17 protein-coding genes are annotated in these 19,790 nt (G+C 61.2%); 13 read left to right on the plus strand and 4 right to left on the minus strand.

What is annotated here, in order from left to right:
* The first annotated feature begins 1,019 nt into the window (after window positions 1-1,019).
* From GXP39_05650 to rlmB, 13 genes are all read left to right on the plus strand, one after another.
* Window positions 1,020-2,840: a peptide ABC transporter substrate-binding protein gene (locus GXP39_05650; GenBank protein ID NOZ27523.1), complete on the plus strand. Its 1,821-nt coding sequence runs from the start codon at window positions 1,020-1,022 to the stop codon at window positions 2,838-2,840.
* A gap of 68 nt (window positions 2,841-2,908) precedes the next feature.
* Window positions 2,909-3,877, plus strand: a complete 969-nt coding sequence (locus GXP39_05655) for an ABC transporter permease (GenBank protein ID NOZ27524.1) — start codon at window positions 2,909-2,911, stop codon at window positions 3,875-3,877.
* Window positions 3,877-4,788: an ABC transporter permease gene (locus tag GXP39_05660; protein NOZ27525.1), complete on the plus strand. Its 912-nt coding sequence runs from the start codon at window positions 3,877-3,879 to the stop codon at window positions 4,786-4,788. Before GXP39_05655 ends, GXP39_05660 begins: the two co-directional genes overlap by 1 nt.
* Window positions 4,789-4,882: 94 nt before the next feature.
* Window positions 4,883-5,311 carry a cytochrome c gene (locus tag GXP39_05665; GenBank protein ID NOZ27526.1) on the plus strand — a complete coding sequence of 143 codons (429 nt, stop codon included), beginning with the start codon at window positions 4,883-4,885 and terminating at the stop codon, window positions 5,309-5,311.
* Entirely contained in the window at window positions 5,280-5,843 is a 564-nt protein-coding gene (locus tag GXP39_05670; GenBank protein NOZ27527.1) for a hypothetical protein, read from the plus strand. The genes GXP39_05665 and GXP39_05670 overlap by 32 nt, the downstream gene beginning before the upstream one ends.
* A gap of 394 nt (window positions 5,844-6,237) precedes the next feature.
* Entirely contained in the window at window positions 6,238-7,878 is a 1,641-nt protein-coding gene (locus GXP39_05675; protein NOZ27528.1) for a hypothetical protein, read from the plus strand.
* Entirely contained in the window at window positions 7,796-8,461 is a 666-nt protein-coding gene (locus GXP39_05680) for a response regulator transcription factor (GenBank protein NOZ27529.1), read from the plus strand. The genes GXP39_05675 and GXP39_05680 overlap by 83 nt, the downstream gene beginning before the upstream one ends.
* Window positions 8,462-8,709: 248 nt before the next feature.
* Entirely contained in the window at window positions 8,710-9,153 is a 444-nt protein-coding gene (locus GXP39_05685) for a CBS domain-containing protein (protein ID NOZ27530.1), read from the plus strand.
* Window positions 9,154-9,406: 253 nt separating this feature from the next.
* Complete coding sequence (locus GXP39_05690; GenBank protein ID NOZ27531.1) at window positions 9,407-9,868, plus strand: cyclic nucleotide-binding domain-containing protein; 462 nt, start codon at window positions 9,407-9,409, stop codon at window positions 9,866-9,868.
* 476 nt (window positions 9,869-10,344) lie between these two features.
* Window positions 10,345-11,409 carry a TRAM domain-containing protein gene (locus GXP39_05695; GenBank protein NOZ27532.1) on the plus strand — a complete coding sequence of 355 codons (1,065 nt, stop codon included), beginning with the start codon at window positions 10,345-10,347 and terminating at the stop codon, window positions 11,407-11,409.
* 90 nt (window positions 11,410-11,499) lie between these two features.
* Window positions 11,500-12,189, plus strand: coding sequence for a cytidylate kinase-like family protein (locus GXP39_05700; GenBank protein ID NOZ27533.1), 690 nt, complete (start codon window positions 11,500-11,502; stop codon window positions 12,187-12,189).
* Between the two features lie 108 nt (window positions 12,190-12,297).
* A complete protein-coding gene (locus tag GXP39_05705; protein NOZ27534.1) occupies window positions 12,298-13,698 on the plus strand; it encodes a cysteine--tRNA ligase in 1,401 nt (466 codons plus the stop codon).
* A 5-nt stretch (window positions 13,699-13,703) separates the two neighbouring features.
* Entirely contained in the window at window positions 13,704-14,441 is a 738-nt protein-coding gene (gene rlmB / locus GXP39_05710) for a 23S rRNA (guanosine(2251)-2'-O)-methyltransferase RlmB (GenBank protein NOZ27535.1), read from the plus strand.
* Window positions 14,442-14,534: 93 nt separating this feature from the next.
* Here rlmB and polA read toward each other — a convergent pair whose 3' ends face one another.
* The 4 genes from polA to GXP39_05730 all read right to left on the minus strand — a co-directional run bounded on the left by polA (window position 14,535) and on the right by GXP39_05730 (window position 19,777).
* Window positions 14,535-17,321, minus strand: coding sequence for a DNA polymerase I (polA, locus tag GXP39_05715; GenBank protein NOZ27536.1), 2,787 nt, complete (start codon window positions 17,319-17,321; stop codon window positions 14,535-14,537).
* Between the two features lie 32 nt (window positions 17,322-17,353).
* A complete protein-coding gene (locus GXP39_05720; GenBank protein ID NOZ27537.1) occupies window positions 17,354-17,584 on the minus strand; it encodes a hypothetical protein in 231 nt (76 codons plus the stop codon).
* Between the two features lie 161 nt (window positions 17,585-17,745).
* On the minus strand, window positions 17,746-18,831 hold the full coding sequence (locus tag GXP39_05725) for an ABC transporter ATP-binding protein (protein NOZ27538.1): 1,086 nt from the start codon (window positions 18,829-18,831) through the stop codon (window positions 17,746-17,748).
* Window positions 18,832-18,841: 10 nt separating this feature from the next.
* Window positions 18,842-19,777, minus strand: a complete 936-nt coding sequence (locus GXP39_05730; protein NOZ27539.1) for a carbohydrate ABC transporter permease — start codon at window positions 19,775-19,777, stop codon at window positions 18,842-18,844.
* Window positions 19,778-19,790: the final 13 nt, after the last annotated feature.

Consider the following 19,790-nt stretch of genomic DNA (forward strand, 5'->3'; position numbering starts at 1 on the left):
GGATGAGGGCCGTTTTCCCTCGGTCGATGATCAGGGGAATGTCTTGCGTCGGGCGACACGTGGGGTGTTCCTACCACCCCGATTTCCATCATTGACTTTGAAAAAGCCCTGGCTCCTACGAACAGCCGATCTTTCCGATCTTCCTCGTCGCGGGCACGGCTTGGCACAGCGCGACAGGGCTGATTCGCATCTGATGATGCGGCGTGACCTATAATGGGCGAGTTTGGATCGTAATGTGATTTTTAGAGTCCCGGTTTGCTTGTGTTCTTGATTTATGGTATGCTTAACTGACTTCACCAGGGTCAATGCCGACCGGTACTGGTTCGAATGTCCTCTCTCCTGCCATGGCGAATGGGCCTTTTGTGGCCATGAGACCATTGTCCATCCCAAGAGATTTGTGTGTTGCCCGTTTGATGTTCTTTCATGATTGGCCTGATGCTCCATTGTCAGCGATGCCGGAGCCACGCCATGGCGATCTCTGCTGAAATCCTCGATATTCAGGGATGACGAAGGCCATCTACAACAGGGATATATCCGATCGGACTTAGGTGCATAGCGGGTATTTGCCCCTTTCGGTCCGTCACCGCGTGCACCTGAGAGCGTGTCTGAGAGATGTCATCGCTTCCGCCATGGGGAGGCCCGGAGGGGCCTGCCCCTCCGGAAAAAGCCCTTCCCCCGCCTTTCGCCTGCCGACCTTGGTCCAAACCCCTACGGAGAGGGCCGAGAAGGGCAGGTGCTGGGCAGATTTTCAGACACGCTCGGAACGATGAGCATGGGCACGGTTTCATCCTCCGACGGGTGTGGTCGAGAGGAGATCATTGAGCTGGCTTGACGGTTTTCTGGAGACCTATCAGGAGGAAAAGGAGGTGGCCCGCTTCAAGATCCGATGAATGCTCGACCCATAGCAGCGTCAAGTTGTCCGGTAAAGTGGGGTGCGGCTGACCACCCCGGCCCTTGCGGAGGTGGCTCGGCGGCACCGAGGCGTTCGTCACCCAGCGTTCACACTTTGGAGGGGACGTATGATGACCAAGCGAACTTGGACCATGCTCATCGGAATGATGGTGGCCTTCGGGCTGTTGGTAACCGCCTGTGCCCCCCAGGCTGCACCCGCCCCACCCGCAGAACAGCCAGCTCCTGAAGAGAAAGCACCCGCGGAGGAACCCGCAGCAGCCCCGGAAGCGGCGGAAGAAGATGCCTACATGACGATCTACGGTGAGCGGCTTCCCGAGGATGCTGCGACGTACGATATGCAGATCTACAAGGTGCCCTGCGATATCAAGGGCAACCACATCACCTTCGACTTTCAGGTGGCCGTCTACCAGCGGTTCTGCCTGAGCGACCTGTTCCAGGATCAGCTGGTGAACCTGGACAAGGACTTCAACGTGATCCCCGCGTCGGCTGAGAGCTGGGAGGTCTCCGAGGATGGCTTGACCTGGACCTTCCACATCAAGCCGGGGCTGCAGTGGTCGGATGGTACCCCGCTGACCGCCTATGACTGGGAAGCCACCTACCAGATGATCGCCAACCCCGAGCATGCCTGGGACTTCGCCTGGTTCTACTCCGGCGTGCTCAAGAACTGGGACGAGATCATTGCGGGTGAGCTCCCCCCCAGCGAGCTGGGCGTGAAGGCCGTGGACGATCTGACGCTGCAGATCACCACCGAGACCCCGTGGCCTCCTCTGCCGGCGATGATGCAGTTCTCCTTCGTCATGCAGAAGAAGGCGTTGGAGGAGCATGGCCCGCTGTACAACAGCAACGTGGAGACCTCCGTCTCCGCTGGCCCCTTCATCCTGGACGTGCTGGAGCCGGGCAAGCGGATCGAGCTGGTGGCCAATCCCATGTACAAGGGATATCGCCAGCCTCGCCTCCAGCGGCTGATCGCCGAATACCGGGATATGAGCACCGCCTTCGTGGCCTTCCAGAACTATGAGATCGATCAGGTGGGCTACGAGTGGCTCTCCCCGGCCGACTTCGAGATCATCCTCTCGGATCCGGTGCTGAAGGAGAACTACCTGCGTCACTACGGCGACTTCCGCACGGACTATCTCCTCTTCGACACCTACAACCCGCCCTTCAACGACATCAACGTGCGTAAGGCCTTCGCCCATGCCGTGGACCGGGAGGCCATCGTCAAGAACGTCTACGGCGAGATCAAGGCCATGCCTGCCTACTCCATGCTGATGCCGGGATACCCCGCGTCGGACACGGAGGGCAAGCTGAAGGAGTACCAGAAGTACGACTGTGACCTGGCCAAGGAGTACCTGGCCAAGGCCGGTTATCCCAATGGCGAGGGGTTCCCCAAGCTGGAGATGTGGCTGCGCAATGAGGGCCCGGCCATGCAGGCCGTGTTCCAGGCGGTGGCCGCCTCGATCTCCGAATGTCTGAACATCCAGATCGAGGTGTCCAACAAGGACTTCAAGGTCTACATGGATGCGCTCAACGCGAAGCCGACTCAGCTCCAGTTCGGCGCCGTGTCCTACGGCATGGACTTCCTGGATCCCGCCAATCTGCTGGGTATCTGGCTCTCCACCGGGCGCCACTCCTGGAAGAACGACGAGTTCGACCGGATAGTGCGCGAGGCCAGCAGCCTGGTCGGCGATCCGGAGAAGCGCAAGGCGATGTTCCAGGAGGCGGAGCGGATCCTGGTGGACGACGTGGGTGGCGTCTTCATCGCTCACCGCTGGCAGGGCGACCTGTTCCAGCCGTTCATCCAGGGCGATTGTATCCGCGAGCCGGACTCCCAGGGAATCGCCGCCTGGCACTGGGGGAACGACTGGTGCTGGGGCAATATCTACATCTCCAAGGACGTCTACAACTACGACACGTATCGGGGGAAGTAGCGTCCTTTAGCCTGAGGCAGGAGTCGGGAGCCACTCCCGGCTCCTGCCGCTCTGCTGTGGAGTGATGGATGACTCGCTATATTCTCGGCCGGCTGATATCCTTGATCTTCGTCCTCTGGGTCGTTTCTATCATCACCTTCACGCTCATGCATTCGGTGCCGGGAGGGCCGTTCGATGAGGGGAAGCAGCGGCTCCCTCCGGCGGCGAAGGAGAACCTCCTTCGCAAATACGGGCTGGATCAACCGATCTGGAAGCAGTACCTGAAGTACATGTGGAATGCCCTTCATTTCGACTTCGGTGTCCCCTATCAGGTTCCCACTACCACCGTAACCGCCTTGATCGCCAAAACCTGGATCATCACGGCCCAGGTGGGGGCGATGACCATCGCGCTGGCGTACGGATTCGGCTTGCTGGCGGGCTTGCTGGCGGCTTACTATCAGAATTCCTGGATCGACAACGTCGTCACGTTCACGGCCATGTTGGGGATCACGGTGCCCAACTTCGTCGTCGCTCTGTGGCTCATCCTGATCTTCTCCGTGCGGCTCAAGGTGCTGCCATCCGGCGGATGGAGCGAGCCGGATCACTGGCTGATCCCGGGGGTGTTTTCGAAGGACTGGATCATGCCCGTCGTGGCCTATGCGCTGGCTCCATTCTCTTTGGTGGCCCGGTACACGCGCTCCAGCGTGGTCGATACCATCCGGTCCGACTACGTGCGCACAGCCCGGGCGAAAGGATTGAAGGAGCGCACCATCCTGATCCGCCACGTCCTCAAGAACGCCCTGATCCCCATGGTGACGGCGTTGGGGCCGGAGATTCCCAACCTGTTGACCGGCTCGATCTTCATCGAGGCCACCTTCCGGATTCCCGGGCTGGGTAAGTACTTTGTAACCAGCACTTTTAATCGTGATTATCCGATGATCATGGCGTTGGTCTTGCTCATCGCGACGTTGTGGGGGATCACGTATTTGCTGACGGACATCGTCTATACGTGGATCGATCCACGGGTACGGCTGGGCGGAAGCGAGGGGAGTGTATGATGGCACATAGCACGACCCAACCCGTGGAGATCTCCCTGTCGCTGCAAGAGGCCGCTTTGCAGCATCGCAGCCTGTGGCGCGATGCGGTCCGGCGGTTTTTCAGAAATCGCCTGGCGGTTTTGGGCCTGGTGATCGTCCTGTTCTTCCTGTTCCTGGCGATTTTTGCGGACCTCCTGGCCCCTCATCCCTATGACAAAGTGTATTTCGACAAGGTGTTGCTGTTCCCCTTTGTGGACCCGGCCTTCCCCTTGGGCACCGATGATGTGGGGCGGGACTATCTGAGCCGGCTGATCTACGGAGCTCGGACCTCCATGACGGTGGGGTTGACCGTCCAGCTGATCGCCCTGAGCATTGGGGTGCCCTTGGGGGCCTTGGCCGGCTTCCGGGGCGGCAAGACGGACTTCCTGATCTCCCGTCTGATCGACGTGATGACCGCCTTCCCCGGCCTGCTCTTCGCTATCTTCCTGATCACCGTCTTCGGCGGGGGGCTGTCGAAGGTGATCCTGGTGCTGGGCTTTACGAGCTGGGTGGGGATCGCCCGCCTAGTCCGTGGTCAGCTGCTCTCCTTGCGGGAGAAGGAGTACGTGGAGGCGGCGCGTTGTATTGGCGCCTCGGAATGGCATATCATCTTTCGTCATTTGCTGCCCAACTCCCTGACGCCGTTGTTGGTCGCCGTTAGCTTCGGCATTCCGGCGGCTATCTTTGGCGAGGCGGGGTTGAGCTTCCTGGGGATCGGCATCAACGATCCTCTTCCCAGCTGGGGCAAGATGGTGGGGATTAGCAGCGCTTACGTGCGGGTGTACTGGCACCTCGCGCTCTTCCCCACGTTGCTGATCGCGCTCACCATGTTGGGGTTCACCTTCGTGGGCGATGGTCTGCGCGACGCGCTAGACCCCCGGCTGCTGGAGTAGGAGAATGCGATCGGAGTCCCCCAGGCTCAGATCATCGTGAGAGAGGCGGGATATGAGAGAAAGATATCGCAGGCGGTGGATGCTTGTTCTTGTCTTGATTGCTGCAGGCTTGGTCCTGCTGGCTTGTGGCGCGCGTGAGCGGGCGACCGAGCAAGCAGGGGAGAAGGCTGCCCAGCTGGCGGGCGTCACGCCGTTGCCGACCCATGTATTCGAGCAGCCTACGACGATCATCACGGTGGCTGCCACGCCTACCGAAGAGATAGACCTGGAGCGGGGCAAGCGGCTCTACGAGAATCGGGGCTGTGCGGATTGCCATGGCGCTCAGGGCGAGGGCGTGGAGGGCAAGGCGAAGGGCCTGGCCGGGACCCAGCTGACGGAGGAGGAGTTTACGGATATCCTCCGCACCGGTGGAGACGGTGAGCTCGGGAACGAGCATCTTTATGGCCTCTACGGTCCGCAGGCCATCAGCATTTCTGGGATGAAGGCGCTCTATGCCTACGTCAAGTCGTTCCCGACGCAATAAGCGCCGCAGGAGGACCACGCGATCGCCCTGGATCGGCCGTGGGCTGATCCTGATGCTGGCTGTGGGGCTGATCGTCATCTTGTGGATGAGCCTGTACGTGCCCGGGCGGTCGCTCTTCACGATGCCCACGCCCGGCACACCCCTGGCGGGGGGGACGCCATACCCCGGCGTGGCGGCCACCGTAACCGCAGTGCGCCGGCTGCCCACGCTATCCGCCGAACAGGCGCGCCCTTATAATGAGATCAGCGCGCTGGTCCGCCAATGCGGCGAATTCCACCCCAATCGGCAGCGTGCGATCCTCCAGCACATGGCCTGGCTCACCCATCCCTCTGATGTGCCGGTGGAGCTCATCTCGATCTATGGTGATCAGTGGCCTACCCGACTGGTGTTCGGCGCCGCGTATCTGACGGCGGTCGAGTGGAAGGAGTCGGGGAGGAAGCAGGAGTCCTGTTTGATCCCGGTGGGAACCCGGCTGAATGCGTTGCTGGTCGAGATGGGCGAAGAGCCGCTCAGCGACTTTCAGGAGTTTTGATCGCCCCTACGGACGAGTGACGGATCTCCCTCTTCGGCAGGAAGGCTCTGCGAGCGTGATATCCCCTCGCAGAGCCTTTTTCTTTGCATGACCTGCCGGTGGCGTGCCTTTTTTCGGTGGAAGTCGGGGGAGGTGTGGTGGGGGCCTCTCCTCCACGGAAATCTCTCTGCTACCGGGCCGGTAGGCAGGAAGGCGTATTGATGGTATAATGTATGTAGAGACGATCACATACTTGTCGTGTATTTGTTGGGTCTATCACACACGGCCTTCTTGCGCTTCCCTGCTGTCCGCATCACCGGCGCCCGTCATGCTTTCCACCCAATTCTCCGCATCTCATAGCGCTTCATCGCCTGTGGCGTCAGTTTGAAGGGCGTGCTGGGTGGGGGAGGAAAAGGTGGCGGGCATGCAGATGGGCTCCCTTTGCCTGATCTGTGGCTTCGCCCTGTTCATCACTGGGTTGGCGACCTTCGTGATGGGACAGGCGATCCTCCTTTCCTTGCCTCGTAGTCACCGTCTCCCATTGGCCCGACAGCTTCGTTACCTAGGGGCCTTCGCCCTGGTGCAGAGCCTGGCGACCTGGGTAAGCGTGGCGTTGCTTTGGGGACTGGTGAGTGGGGCGGCGGTTTGCTATATCCAGATCGGCCTCTCTGCGATCGCCGCCACGCTGCTGGCGCGGTTCGGCTGCGAGATCCTCTCGCGGCGCACCCGTCGCTATACTCTGTGCGTGCGGAGCATACCGTTCGCGCTGGGCGTGATCTGCCTGGTCATTGTGCTGGCAGAGGCGCTTGTGTGGACTCGGGACGGGATCGCTCAACTTCTGACGATGGGAGGGCTGTACCTGCCCGGCGTGGCGTTGGCCGCGTTGGCTTTCTCCACCCTGCGGGCGGAGCTGCGGGCGATGGGCCTGGATAGCTCCGATCGAGATGCCCGATTCGTCTCTGCCTCGTTCGTTTTGCACGCCGTGGTCGTCGGGTCGATGGTCCTGCCGGCCGATTCACTGGTCGCGTGGCGAGGCTTTTCATCTCACCACTATATGGCGACGCTGGCGAATGTGATGTTGCCGCTGACTGTCTTGCTCCTGTCCGTCGGTGTTTTGCGCTTCCTGCGCTTCTTTGATCTGGAGACGCAGCGATATATCGAATCGCTGGAACAGGAGCGTCTGGATGCGCTCAGGAGGGCTGAGGAGACGCAGGCACGGCTGATGCAGGAGATCGCCTACCTGGGGACGCAGTTGGAGTCGGTAGCCCGGCGACGCGCTCGACGAGCGCTGTCGGATGATCAGGACCTTGCCCGATGGCGGGAGGGCCTCCAGGCTGTGGCCATCGCCCAGGAGCGCGAGCGCATTAGCCAGGAATTGCATGATGGGATCGCCCAACTGGTGGGCTATATCGATCTTCGGATCCAGTTGGCCCGTCGCTCCCTGCTGGCGGGGAGGATGTCGGAGGTGGCTGTCGCCCTGCAGGAGGTGGAGATCATGACTCAAAGGATGCAGGGTGAGATCCGTGAGGCCATTTTGGGGTTGCGTTGCGGGGGAGCGTCAAGTGACATGGTGGTGTGTCTCAGCGAGTACCTGAAGGACTTTCAGGAGCGTTGGGGGATCGTGGTGGAGCTGTCGATTGAGGATGCGGATGCGTTGGTGTTGTCGTCTTTGGCGGAGCTTCAGCTCCTGCGCGTGATCCAGGAGGCGTTGAGGAATGTGCGCCAGCACGCCGCGGCGCGACATGTCTGGATCACGTTTCGGGTGGATGGCGGCATGGTAGTGGTGGCGATCGAGGATGATGGGAAGGGATTCAGACCTGATGAGGTACAGAGTGGGCACTTTGGCCTGCGGTTGATGCAGGAGCGGTGTGAAAGTGTCGGGGGAACGCTGCGCGTGGAGAGCGTCCTTGGTAGGGGGACCAGGGTGGAGGCGCGATTGCCTTTGCACACGTGTGGCGAGGAGGAGGGACTCCATGAAACCGATCTCTGTCCTGATCGTGGACGATCACGCCCTCTTTCGTCAGGGATTGATCAACCTGCTGGCTGGATTCGATGAGGTTCGTGTGGTGGGCGAGGCGTCCTCGGCGTTAGAGGCGCTTGTTGCGGTTCGGCGGCTGCATCCCGACGTGATACTGATGGATATCCGTATGCCTGGGGCATCCGCTTTTCCGGTGATCCGGCGGATCAAGCAAGAACTGCCCGAGGTGCGGGTGGTCATCCTGACGATGTCAGAGGCCGCCGAGGACCTCTTCGAGTCGATCCGGGCCGGTGCCGAGGGGTACATCCTGAAGGACACTCGGGTGGAGGATCTCGTGCGCATGCTCATGGGACTCTTCCGGGGCGAGACTCCGATCTCGGGCGTCATGGCGACCAAGATGTTGAAAAAACTCGCCTGCCAGGCCGAGCGGGAGGGCCGATCTTCAGGCTCTGATGAGTTGACCGAGCGTGAGCGGGAGGTGCTGGCCCTGGTAGCGAGGGGGGCGTCGAACCCGGAGATCGCTTGTCAGTTGCATATCAGCGAGAACACCGTCAAGAAGCACTTGCGGAACATCCTGAGCAAGCTCCATCTCCGGAATCGGGTGGAGGCTGCGATCTACGCGTTGAGAGAGGATCTGATCACCGGGACGCATTTGGAGTGAGGCGTGCGAGGGGTGGACAGGCAGAGGGGGCCCTGCTGGGATGCCTTGCGTAAACTTGGCGGCTGACGAATACGCCTTTTTGAGCCACCCTGTGGTATACTTTTGGGTACCTGATCTGGTTGCGAAGGGGAATAGCCATATCAGGGGAGAGGGGCTAAAATGGGGTGGGGCAATCATGAGCTCTTTCGGCCCGGCAGGGTCTATCCTTTGCATCTGAAAAGTCCAATGCATCGAGGAAGGAGGATATCATGAAATTGGTCCGGGATATCTTACAAACGAAGGGGTATGATGTCTGGTCTGTCTCGCCGGACGCCATGGTCTATGAAGCCCTTCAGGTGATGGCGGATAAGAATATCGGCGCCGTCCTCGTACTGGAAGATGGGGAGGTGGTCGGGATCTTTTCGGAGCGGGACTACGCCCGGAAGGTGATCCTGGAAGGCCGGTCTTCGTTGAACACACCGGTGCGGGAGATCATGACGTCCAAGGTGTACTATGTGCATCCTGGGCAATCCCTGGAGGAGTGCATGGCGCTGATGACGGAGAAGCACATCCGGCATCTTCCCGTGCTCGAGAATGGTCGGCTGATCGGCATTATCTCCATCGGTGATGTGGTCAAGGCGATTATCTCGGATCAGAAGGTCACCATTCAGCAGCTTGAAAATTATATTTTGGGGCGCGGGTATGGACAGTAACGGGAGTCGTGTGATCCCAAACCCGTGGGGCCTCCCCTGAGGCGATGGCGATGGATCCTTCATTTGCGTCGCCATTTCGCATATACGAGTATCCTTTTGGGCCATCGCAAGATGGCCTTTTTTGATACCCCGGAATGGTCATCATGGGGCTGGCGGCAGGGCCGGTTGAGTCATAAATTAGGATGAGAGGATGAGCTTGGCGCTGGATCGCTCGTTATGATGGCCAGATCGCTTATGGGAAAGGAGTGGGCCAATGGTGTCGCCAGAGATCTTCCGCAAGTCCCTTTTCTTCGCCCCGATGAGCGAGGAGCAACTCGCTCGGCTGGCTGGGATCTCTGAAGAAGAGGAGTATCCACAAGGAGACATCATTTTCAAGGAGGGTGATCCCGCCGACAAGCTCTACCTGATCTTGAGTGGTGCCATTGAGCTGCAGATGTGCATTGATGTGCTGGAGCGCGTGATCCCCGTGGATGTTTTGGGGCCGGGGGAGGTCGTGGGGTGGTCCACTTTAGTGGCGCCCTATCAGTATACGGCCAGCGGGGAGGCGCGCACGACAACCCGGGTGGTGGCCATCGATAGCACGGCATTGCGACGATTGGCCGAGGAAGATCCCTCGTTGGGGTATCACCTGTATCGCCAGGTGGCCAGCGTGATTGCTCAGCGTCTGCGTGACACGCGACTTCGGTTGGCCAGCTTGTTGCCTGCGCCCGATTAGGAAGGATGTCGGGCTGGTTGCTTCTCTGATCTGTGGATAGTCACCCGCGCGGGGCTTCTCCCAAGAAGCCCTTTTTCCCTGCCTCGAACTGGCTATCCCGGTTTCGCGCAGGGATTTGCTCCCCGCTTTTCTCCCTTCTCGAGGCCGGGAGGGGGCCTCGCCCTCCGGAGAAAGCCTTTCCCTTATCCGCGAATTTGCTATTGCGCTGTGAGCCAAAATCGTGTATGATTATGATAGTGTGTTCATGTCAGTTCGTCTTCTCATCGGGAGATTTGGGGCTCTCGTCTTTATTGTGACTATCCTCGCTTCAGGTTGCGCTTCCTTTGTCGTGATCGGTTATTCTTCATTCATCTAGCTGGCTGTGCGGATGCTGATGTATCCGGAAGAAGTCCTTACAACTCTATAAAAGAAAGGAGGGGATCTGAGGTTATCTTGCATCTGACAACCGAATAGCATCCAAGGGAGGTAGTTCCGGGATGAGCGCAAGGCTCTTCGTTCGAATCATCGGACTTATCGTTTTTGGCCTCATCGGCTGGCAGATCGGCGTCGTCATCACGGGGTCTTCTTCTTGGACGGCGGAATCTGCTCGCTGGTTTATCCCTCTGACGACGATTGGGGCTCTGATCGGGGCGCTCATCGCTCCCTGGCTGACGCTTGAGCCAGCGGCTTTCATGAAGCGTACGATCCGTCAGCTCCCCCCGCAGCAGATCCTGGCCAGCACCATCGGCCTGGCTGTGGGGTTGATCATCGCGGCTCTGCTGGCGTGGCCCCTATCCCTGCTCCCTTCTCCATTTGGCAAGACTTTGCCCATGATTGGGGCGATTGTCTTTGGCTATCTGGGCATCACGGTGATGACTTTGCGCCAGAAGGAGATCTTCGCTTTGCTGGGTGGAGGCCGCTGGAGTGGGTTGAAGGAGGAGGAGGGCGTAGCGTCGGGTGAATCGCCGGTATTGTTGGATACCAGCGTGATCATCGATGGACGTATCGCGGACATCAGCCACACCGGCTTTATTCCGGGGCCGATGATCGTGCCTCGTTTCGTGCTGAACGAGTTGCAATACATTGCGGATTCTCCCGATCCGCTGCGCCGCAATCGAGGACGCCGTGGTCTGGACATGCTCAATCGCATGCAGAGGGAGTCGGTTGTGCCGATCCGCATCGTGGATATGGACGTGGAGGATGCCCATCAGGTAGATGAAAAGCTGATCCGGCTGGCGCAGAAATTGCATTGCCCGATCGTCACCAACGACTTCAACCTGAATCGGGTAGCTGGCCTGCAAGGGGTCTCCGTCCTCAACGTCAACGAGCTGGCGAACGCTGTCAAAGTGGTCGTTTTGCCCGGGGAGACGATGCGGGTGCACATCATCCAGGAGGGGAAAGAGGCCGGGCAGGGCGTCGGCTATCTGGACGATGGGACCATGGTGGTCGTGGAGAACGGCCGCCAGTTCATGAACCAGGAGATTGAGGTGTTGGTCACCAAGGTGCTACAGACCAACGCCGGTCGGATGATCTTCGCCCAGCCGAATGGGCGAGGTTCGTGATAGTGACGCGTTTGTGGAGTGCCTGTCGTGTCGATGGAGTGCACGACAGGCACTCCGTGTGTGGTGTCATGTGCGAGTGCGGATAGTGATATGACGGTTATTACGCTTTCTCGCCAGCTGGGAAGCGGCGGCGACGAGATCGCCAGCCGGGTTGCAGGGGCGTTGGGGTTGGATCTGGTCGATCACGTCCGGCTGCGCCGGGCGGCTGTGGCCGCAGGCGTCTCCGAATTGGCCTGGGAGGAGCTGGAGTTGATCGGGCGGGGTGATTTCGTGGAGCAGCTCACCAAGGCGCTGCGCAGCGTCCCGCCCACGTCCACCAGCGAGCGCGAGCTATATCCCGTGCTGACGACCCGGGCGGGGCCGTTGGACGGCATCTTCGCTCCGCCTCTGCCCCCCGCCTCCATCGCCCTGGCCGAGTCCGTGCGTATTCTCGAGCAGGTGGTGAGGCGCCTGGCGGAGATCGACAATGTACTGATCATCGGAGGGGGCGGCCAGGCGATTCTGGCCGACTCCCCAGGCGTGTTGCATGTGTCCATCATCGCCCCGTTTGAGCAGCGGGTGGCCACCGTGCAACAACGGGAGGGGATCACCCGCTCGCAGGCGCGGCGCAAGGTTCGGGCCAGTGACCGCAATCGGGCGGAGTTCCTGCGTCGCTTCTATCACGTGCGGTGGGACGACCCGATGTTGTACCATCTTGTGCTGAATACCGGTCGTCTGAAGCGCTCGGAGGCCGTCATGACCATTGTGGCGGCTGCTCGTGCCATGAGGACGGCGGGATAGGCTGGTGATTTTCCAAGCGGATATGAGATGTGCTAGAATGAATGCCGTTTCGGTATGGGATGGGCCGCACTCGCGGCCCATCGATCTCTGTGGAGGAGCTGAGGGACGATGACGTTGAAGATCTATAACACGCTTACCCGTCGGAAAGAGGAGTTCAAGCCGCTGGAGGATAAAGTCGTCCGCATGTACGTGTGCGGACCTACCGTGTACGACAAGGCCCACGTGGGACATGCCATGTCGGCCATCGTCTTCGATGTGATCCGCCGGTACCTCGAATACAAGGGGTATCGTGTGATCCATGTCATGAACTTCACCGACGTGGATGACAAGATCATCGATCGGGCTCGGGAGCTGGGGGAGGACCCCATCCGCCTGGCCGAGCGTTACATCCAGGAGTTCATGGATCACATCCAGGCGTTGAATCTCCTCCCGGCCACGATATATCCCCGCGCCACCCATGAGATCCCTTATATCATTCAAGTGATCCAGGGGCTGATTGAGAAGGGATATGCCTATCAGGCCAATGGTGACGTGTACTTCCGGGTGCGGAAGGACGAAGACTACGGCAAGCTGTCCCACCGCAAGATTGATGAGCTCCGCAGCGGCGCCCGTGTGGCCCCAGGGGAGCACAAGGAGGATCCCCTGGACTTCGCCTTGTGGAAGGCGGCGAAGCCCGGAGAGCCGGCCTGGGATAGTCCGTGGGGGCCGGGGCGTCCCGGCTGGCATATCGAGTGCTCGGCCATGAACCTGCATCATCTTGGGCCTCAGATCGATATCCACGGCGGTGGCAATGACCTGATCTTTCCGCATCACGAGAACGAGATCGCTCAAAGCGAGAGCTATACCGATCGCCCCTTCGCCCGCTACTGGGTGCATAATGGGATGCTCCAATTCGGCGGGGAGAAGATGTCCAAGTCCCTGGGGAATCTGGTCACCATCGAGGATTTCCTGGCCGAGCATGATGCGGATGTGTTGCGCCTGATCGTGCTGGGATCGCATTATCGCAGCCCGCTGACCTTCAACGAGGAAGTGATCCAGCAGGGCGAGCGGGCCCTGTCCCGGTTGCGATCGGCGCTGCGTCCCAGCGTGGGGCAGATCACGGAGGGAGAGCAGGCGGATGCGCTGAGGGCACAGGCTGCGCGCGCCCGGGAGCGCTTCGAGGCGGCCATGGACGACGATTTCAATACCGCCGGCGCCCTGGCCGCCCTGTTCGATCTGGTGCGGGCCATCAACGCCGCCCGGGATGCGGGCATCGGCGGAGAGCCTTTCGCTGAGGCGCAGCGGACGCTGCGGGAGTTGGCAGGCGTGTTGGGGTTGCGCCTGACGGAGTCGGCGGGGAAGGCGGCTGCGAAGGAGGTCACCCCCTTCATCGATCTCCTGGTAGATGTGCGGACCCGCCTACGGCAGGCTAAGCAGTGGGAATTGGCTGATCTGATTCGGGATCGCCTGGGCGAACTTGGCGTGATCCTGGAGGACACCCCACAGGGGACTCATTGGCGGTTCAAGTGACCGAGATGTTGTATGGCCGTCAGGCCGTGTTAGAGGCTTTGCGCGCCGGGCGTCGACGTGCCCGGCGCGTGTTCTTGGCCGATGGCGTGCGCGAGCAGGGCATCATCGCCGAGATCATCGAAGCGGCTCGCCGGCGGGGGGTGCCCGTGCAGCGGGTGCGCCGATCCGAGTTAGATCGGCTGGGCCTGACACACCATCAGGGTGTGGCGTTGGAGGCGGCTCCGTACCCCTTCGCCGCCCTGGAGGATGTGTTGGCCCAGGCCGGGCGGCGGGGCGAGCCTCCCTTCCTGTTGCTCCTGGACCATCTGCAAGATCCTCAGAACCTCGGCTCGCTGTTTCGCACGGCCGAGGCAGTTGGGGTGCACGGCGTGATCATCCCAAAGCGCCGGGCGGCCGGGGTCACCCCAGCCGTGAGCCATACCTCTGCGGGCGCAGTGGAGCACCTTGCCGTGGTGCAGGTGGCCAATCTCCCACAGACGATCTCGAAGTTGCAGCAGGAGGGTGTGTGGGTGGTCGGGTTGGAACGGACGCCGGAGGCCCGCCCTCTGGATGAGGCCGACCTGACCGGGCCGCTGGCGCTGGTCGTGGGGAGCGAGGGGAAAGGGCTCAGCCGGCTGGTGCGTGAGCGATGTGACTGGCTGGTGATGCTGCCCATGCGAGGCCGGGTGACCTCGCTGAACGCTGCTGTGGCGGGGTCGATCGTGCTATACACCGCCTGGCGGGCCCGGGAGCGGGGCGCGTAGCGTTTGCCTGGTCGGATGGTGGTGTAAGACAACCCGAATCCCGGGGTTTTCAATGCCCCGGGATTCTCTATGAAGCTCGTATGTCTACCTTGGTCAGGAGGTAGTCAACGAGAGCGGCTCCAGGTCGTACCAGTTGGGACCGACCTCCACGTCGACCTTCAGCGGCGCGTCCAGTTCGAAGGCGCCCTCCATCTTCTCCTTCACCAGGGCGGCCGCATCTGCGACCTCATCCCGTGGACACTCCAGCACCAGCTCATCGTGCACCTGCAGGATCATGCGGCTGCGCATTCCGGCCGCTTTCAGCGCCTGGTGCAGGCGGATCATCGCGATCTTGATGATGTCGGCGGCCGTCCCCTGGATGGGGGCGTTGATGGCGGCTCGCTCGGCCGCCATCCGCACGTTATGGGAGACGTGCGGCCGCTGTAGCTCCGGGAAGTAGCGCCTGCGCCCCAGGAGCGTCTCCACGTATCCACGCTCCGCCGCCTCCCGCCGCGTGCGGTCCAGGTATTCCTTCACCTTGGGGTACGTCTTGAAGTACGCCTCGATAAACCGGGCGGCCTGGTCCTGATCCATGCCGGTTTGTTGCGCCAGTCCGTATGCGCTCTGGCCGTACATCAGCCCGAAGTTCACCGCCTTGGCCACACGGCGTTGTTCTGACGTGACCTCCTCGATGGGGATGCCGTATACCTTCGCGGCCGTGCTGGCGTGGATGTCCTCCCCCCGCCGGAACGCCTCCAGCATGGTGGGATCCTGCGAGACGTGGGCCAGGATACGCAGCTCCACCTGTGAGTAGTCGGCAGCCAGGAGGAGCCATCCGGGCTCCGCGATGAACGCCTTGCGAATGCGACGGCCCTCCTCGGTGCGGATGGGGATGTTCTGCAGGTTGGGGTTGGAGCTGCTGATCCGGCCGGTCTCCGTACCGGTCTGGTTATAGTCGGTGTGCAGACGCCCGGTCTCCGGATTGACCATCTGCGGCAGGGCGTCGACGTAGGTGGATCGGAGCTTCTCCAGCGCCCGGTGCTCCAGGATCAGCTCGATGACGGGATGTTGCCCGCGGAGGGACTCCAGAACGCCCGCGGCGGTCGAGTAATGTCCGCTGGACGTCTTCCGCAGCCCGGCCGTGGGCAGCGCCAGCTTGCCGAAGAGCGCCTCGGAGAGCTGCTGAGTGGAGTTCAGGTTGAAGGAGTAGCCGACCCACTCAAAGATCTGCTCCCGCAGGGCGGATAGGCGTTGCCCGAGCTCCCGAGACATCTCACGCAGCAGATCGACGTCCAGTGCCACGCCCGTCATCTCCATGTCGACCAGGACGGGCACCAGGGGCATCTCCACCTCTCGGAACAGCCGGATAAGCCCCTTCTCCTCCAGTTCGGGCGCCTGCAGATCGACCAGCCGGAGCGTGACATCCACATCGGCGGCTGCGTAGGGCGCTACTTGCGCCACCGGCACCGCATCCATCGTGATCTGCGACTTGCCCTTGCCGATCAGCTCCGTGATCTCCGTCATGGTGACCCCCAGCCGGGTGAAGGCCAGGGCCTTGAGCCCGAGGTTCCGGCTGCCAGGGTTGAGCAGCCACTCGGCGATCATCGTGTCCCAATCCACGCCCTCGATAGACAAGCCGTGCCTTCGCAGGACGGTGATGTCGTAGTTGGCGTTGTGGGCCACCTTCGTCCGGTTTGCATCGGCGAAAATGGCGCTCAGGGCGCCTCGGACCTTCTCCCAAGGCAGCTGGCCTTCCGGCCCTGCCTGATCTGGGAGGTGGCCGATGGGGATGTACGCAGCCTCTCCTTTGGCCCAGGCGATAGCCAGCCCGACCAGGTTGGCCCTCATGGCGTCAGTGGATGTGGTCTCCACATCGAAGGCGATCATGGGGGCGTCCTGCAGTTCTCGGACGATCGCTTGCAGGGATGCTTCCGTCGTAATGACCCTGCCGGATTCCTCCGGGGAGGGCGGGCGATCCGGCGTGCTGGCGCCGAATAGCGGGAGTTGCATCCCCTTGGTGGGAGGCTGGGGGCGGGTGCTGTGCGGGAGCCGGTTGACCAGGCTGTGGAACTCCAGCTCCTGGAAAAGGGCCAGGACCTGATCCCGGTCGAAGTCGCTGGTGCGGCACCGCTCCAGGTCGAGCTCTACCGGCAGGTCGGTGATGATGGTGGCCAGTTGCTTACTGAGGAAAGCCTGGTCCCGATATTGGAGGAGCGCCTCCCGAACCCGCTTGCGGCTGATCTCGTCCAGGTGCTCGTAGATCCCTTCCAGCGATCCGTATTGTTGCAACAGGGTCGTCGCCGTCTTCTGCCCGATGCCCGGGATGCCCGGGATGTTATCCGATTTATCTCCCGTCAGGGCCTTGAGATCGACCAGTTGAGGTGGGTCCAGATGATAGCGCTTGCGGACCGCTTCGATATCGTAGATGACGGTCTTGGGGCGTGGCCCTCCGGGCGTGTACCGGACGACGATATGCTCATCGATCACCTGGAACAGATCTCGATCGCCGGAGCAGATGGTGGCATCCGTCTCCTTCCGCTCAGCCTGACGGGCCAGCGTCCCCAACAGATCGTCCGCCTCGTAGCCCTCGATCTCGAAGATGGGGATATTGAACGCCTCGATGATCTGTCGAATGCGAGGGATCTGCGCGTGTAGGTCATCCGGCATGCGCGCCCGGGTCCCCTTGTACTCCGGCGCGATCTCCTGCCGGAATGAGGGGCCTACGTCGAAGGCCACCGCGATGTAATCGGGGTTCTCCTCCTGCAGGATGCTGAGCAGCATGGAGGTGAACCCGTATACGGCGTTGGTCACCTCTCCCTTAGAGGTGGCCATATCCGCCGGGAGCGCATGATAGGCTCGAAACGCCAGGCTATGGCCGTCGAGCAGAACCAGTTTCGGCATGAAAGGATCCCTTCCGCTGTTGATGTAATCCGCTAGCGCCCGTTTCTCATCGGCTTCCATGTGAGCTTGCCCGCCTCGACCAGGTCCTTGACCGCGGGCAGCTCCAGGATCTTCGCGCTCACCATCCGGCTTCGACCGACCTCCAGGCGCATGCGGCCGGTGGGCAGCTTGAGCGCCAGGTTCTCGTCAGACGCGTTGGTGAGGATGATGACGTCCTTCGGATTCGGCTTCCATGTGGGACCGATGGGCTTGCGATCGGGCATCTTCCTGCTCCTTCGGACAGACGAGATGGGTGTTCCACTCTCATTCTACTCTTGGGCTCGCGGATGGTCAAGGGACGCTTCGGATGTGCATGCTAAGAGAAAGGGGTAGCTGGCGGTATGGACCTCAGCTACCCCTTTGCCCCTGTGGAGATAGGGTGGGCTCACGGCCAGAGCAGCGATTTCTCCGTTTGGGGATCGAATAGCTGGAGCTTCTCCATATCGAATCGCAGGGTGACCTGATCGCCGATATCGCCCTCAAAGGAGGATGGGGCCAACACTTGCAGCCTGGAGCCTCCCACCCGGCAGTCCAGGAGATCGTCTCGCCCCAGTGGCTCGATCATGTAGATCTCCGCCTGCACGCCGCCTTGGGGGTCCAGATACACGTCCTCCGGTCGGATCCCCAGGAGCACTTGCTGGGGCGCGTTGCGCTCTCGCAATAGGGCCGCGGTGGCATCCGGCAGGCGCAAGGAGAACCCATCTCCGGCAACGATGAGTCCGTCGCCGTCGGACTGAAGGGTGGCGTTCAGGAAATTCATGGGCGGATTGCCGATGAACTCGGCCACGAACAGGTTGGGGGGATGGTTATAGATGTCGTCGGGCGTCATGAAGGCCTGCAGGTGTCCCTGCTTCATCACGGCGATGCGGTCGGCCATCGTCATGGCTTCCACCTGGTCGTGGGTGACGTAGATGGCCGTGATGCCCAGGTCCTTTTGGAGGCGCTTGATCTCCCCCCGCATGCTGACTCGTAACTTCGCGTCCAGGTTGGAGAGGGGCTCATCGAACAGCAGGATGTCGGGCTCCTTGGCCAGGGCCCGGCATAGGGCCACGCGTTGTTGCTGCCCGCCGGACAGTTGGGCCGGCTTTCGGTCCATCAGGTCGCTGATCTGCATCATCTCCGCCACCTTGCGAGCCCGCTCCATCCGCTCGTTTCGAGGGAGCTTTTTCAGCTCGAGTGGGAAGGTGATGTTCTGCAACACGGTCATGTGCGGGTATAGCGCGTAGCTCTGGAACACCATGCCGATGTTGCGGTCCTTGGGAGGCAGATCGTTCACAATTCGGTCGCCGAAGTAGATGTATCCGGAGGTCGGCTTGTAGATACCGGCTACCATCAGCAGGGTGGTCGTCTTGCCACAGCCGCTTGGCCCGAGTAGCGAGACGAACTCCCCGTGCTCGATCTCCAGGTCGAGGTCGTTGACGGCCACAACGGAGCCGAATTCCTTGCGTAGGTCTTTCAGAAGTACCCGCATTTTCCTCTCCTCATCCCTTGACGCCGCCGAAGGAGACCCTCAGCAGTGATTTCTGTGTGAATAGGAAGAACAGCAAGGGTGGGATCATATAGAACAGGGCGGCTGCGGACAGCAGCCCGTAGTCCACGAATTTGAAATCGCCGATCAGTTGCTTGACATAAAGAGATAGCGTGTAATTCTTTTGCTCGAAGATGAAGGTGAACAGATACAGGAACTCCGACCATCCGGCCAGGAAGGCGAAGATGGCCACGGAGGCGATGCCCGGCTGGATCACGGGCAGGATCACCCGTCGCCATGCCTGCAGCCGGCTGCACCCGTCCACGTAAGCAGCCCACTCGATGTCCCACGGGATGTCATCGAAGAAGCCCTTTACGATCCAGGCCGCCATGGGGATCTCCAGGGCGGATTTGACGAACACCACCCCCCAGATGCTGTTCAGGCCGAAGATGGGGCCGATGACCGGGATCTTCCAGATGGTGTAGAGGATGTAGTAGATGGCGATCAGAAGCGTCACGCCGGGGAAGGCGTGCAGGAGGATCGTCAGCCGTGTGAGCTGGGTGCGGCCCCGGAATTGGAGCCGGGAGAGGGCGAAGCCGGACAGCGTGCTCACCAGGACGACCAGGAAAGTGACCCCCCCGGCGAAGAGTACGGTGTTGATCACCACGGGCCAGATGCTGGAGTACGTCCTCGCCCCGATGGTGACCTCGCTCCATAGGAACCGCCAGTTTTCCAGGGTGATGTGTTCCGGGATGAATCCCAGGAGCACCCGGGTGCTGATGGATTGCATGAAGAGCCAGATGTACATCACCACGATGGGGACCGAGACGCCAACGATCAGAGCATATGCCAGGATGCGGCCCGCCCGGGTTCGTATGCGCTCGCGCAGCGGCACTTTCGCCACGATCCCCACGGGGGCAGCGGATGCGATCGTCTCTTGTGCGCCCATGTATCTTCCTCCG

It is taken from the genome of Chloroflexota bacterium (assembly GCA_013152435.1).
GTDB lineage: Bacteria > Chloroflexota > Anaerolineae > DUEN01 > DUEN01 > DUEN01.

Coding starts and splice junctions, on each gene's coding strand:
- GXP39_05690 (NOZ27531.1), top strand. CDS start 9,407: ATGGTGTCGCCAGAGATCTTCCGCAAGTCCCTTTTCTTCGCCCCGATG.
- polA (NOZ27536.1), bottom strand. CDS start 17,321: ATGCCGAAACTGGTTCTGCTCGACGGCCATAGCCTGGCGTTTCGAGCC.
- rlmB (NOZ27535.1), top strand. CDS start 13,704: ATGTTGTATGGCCGTCAGGCCGTGTTAGAGGCTTTGCGCGCCGGGCGT.
- GXP39_05660 (NOZ27525.1), top strand. CDS start 3,877: ATGGCACATAGCACGACCCAACCCGTGGAGATCTCCCTGTCGCTGCAA.
- GXP39_05700 (NOZ27533.1), top strand. CDS start 11,500: ATGACGGTTATTACGCTTTCTCGCCAGCTGGGAAGCGGCGGCGACGAG.
- GXP39_05650 (NOZ27523.1), top strand. CDS start 1,020: ATGATGACCAAGCGAACTTGGACCATGCTCATCGGAATGATGGTGGCC.
- GXP39_05730 (NOZ27539.1), bottom strand. CDS start 19,777: ATGGGCGCACAAGAGACGATCGCATCCGCTGCCCCCGTGGGGATCGTG.
- GXP39_05705 (NOZ27534.1), top strand. CDS start 12,298: ATGACGTTGAAGATCTATAACACGCTTACCCGTCGGAAAGAGGAGTTC.
- GXP39_05655 (NOZ27524.1), top strand. CDS start 2,909: ATGACTCGCTATATTCTCGGCCGGCTGATATCCTTGATCTTCGTCCTC.
- GXP39_05695 (NOZ27532.1), top strand. CDS start 10,345: ATGAGCGCAAGGCTCTTCGTTCGAATCATCGGACTTATCGTTTTTGGC.
- GXP39_05720 (NOZ27537.1), bottom strand. CDS start 17,584: ATGCCCGATCGCAAGCCCATCGGTCCCACATGGAAGCCGAATCCGAAG.
- GXP39_05680 (NOZ27529.1), top strand. CDS start 7,796: ATGAAACCGATCTCTGTCCTGATCGTGGACGATCACGCCCTCTTTCGT.
- GXP39_05725 (NOZ27538.1), bottom strand. CDS start 18,831: ATGCGGGTACTTCTGAAAGACCTACGCAAGGAATTCGGCTCCGTTGTG.
- GXP39_05670 (NOZ27527.1), top strand. CDS start 5,280: ATGCCTACGTCAAGTCGTTCCCGACGCAATAAGCGCCGCAGGAGGACC.
- GXP39_05685 (NOZ27530.1), top strand. CDS start 8,710: ATGAAATTGGTCCGGGATATCTTACAAACGAAGGGGTATGATGTCTGG.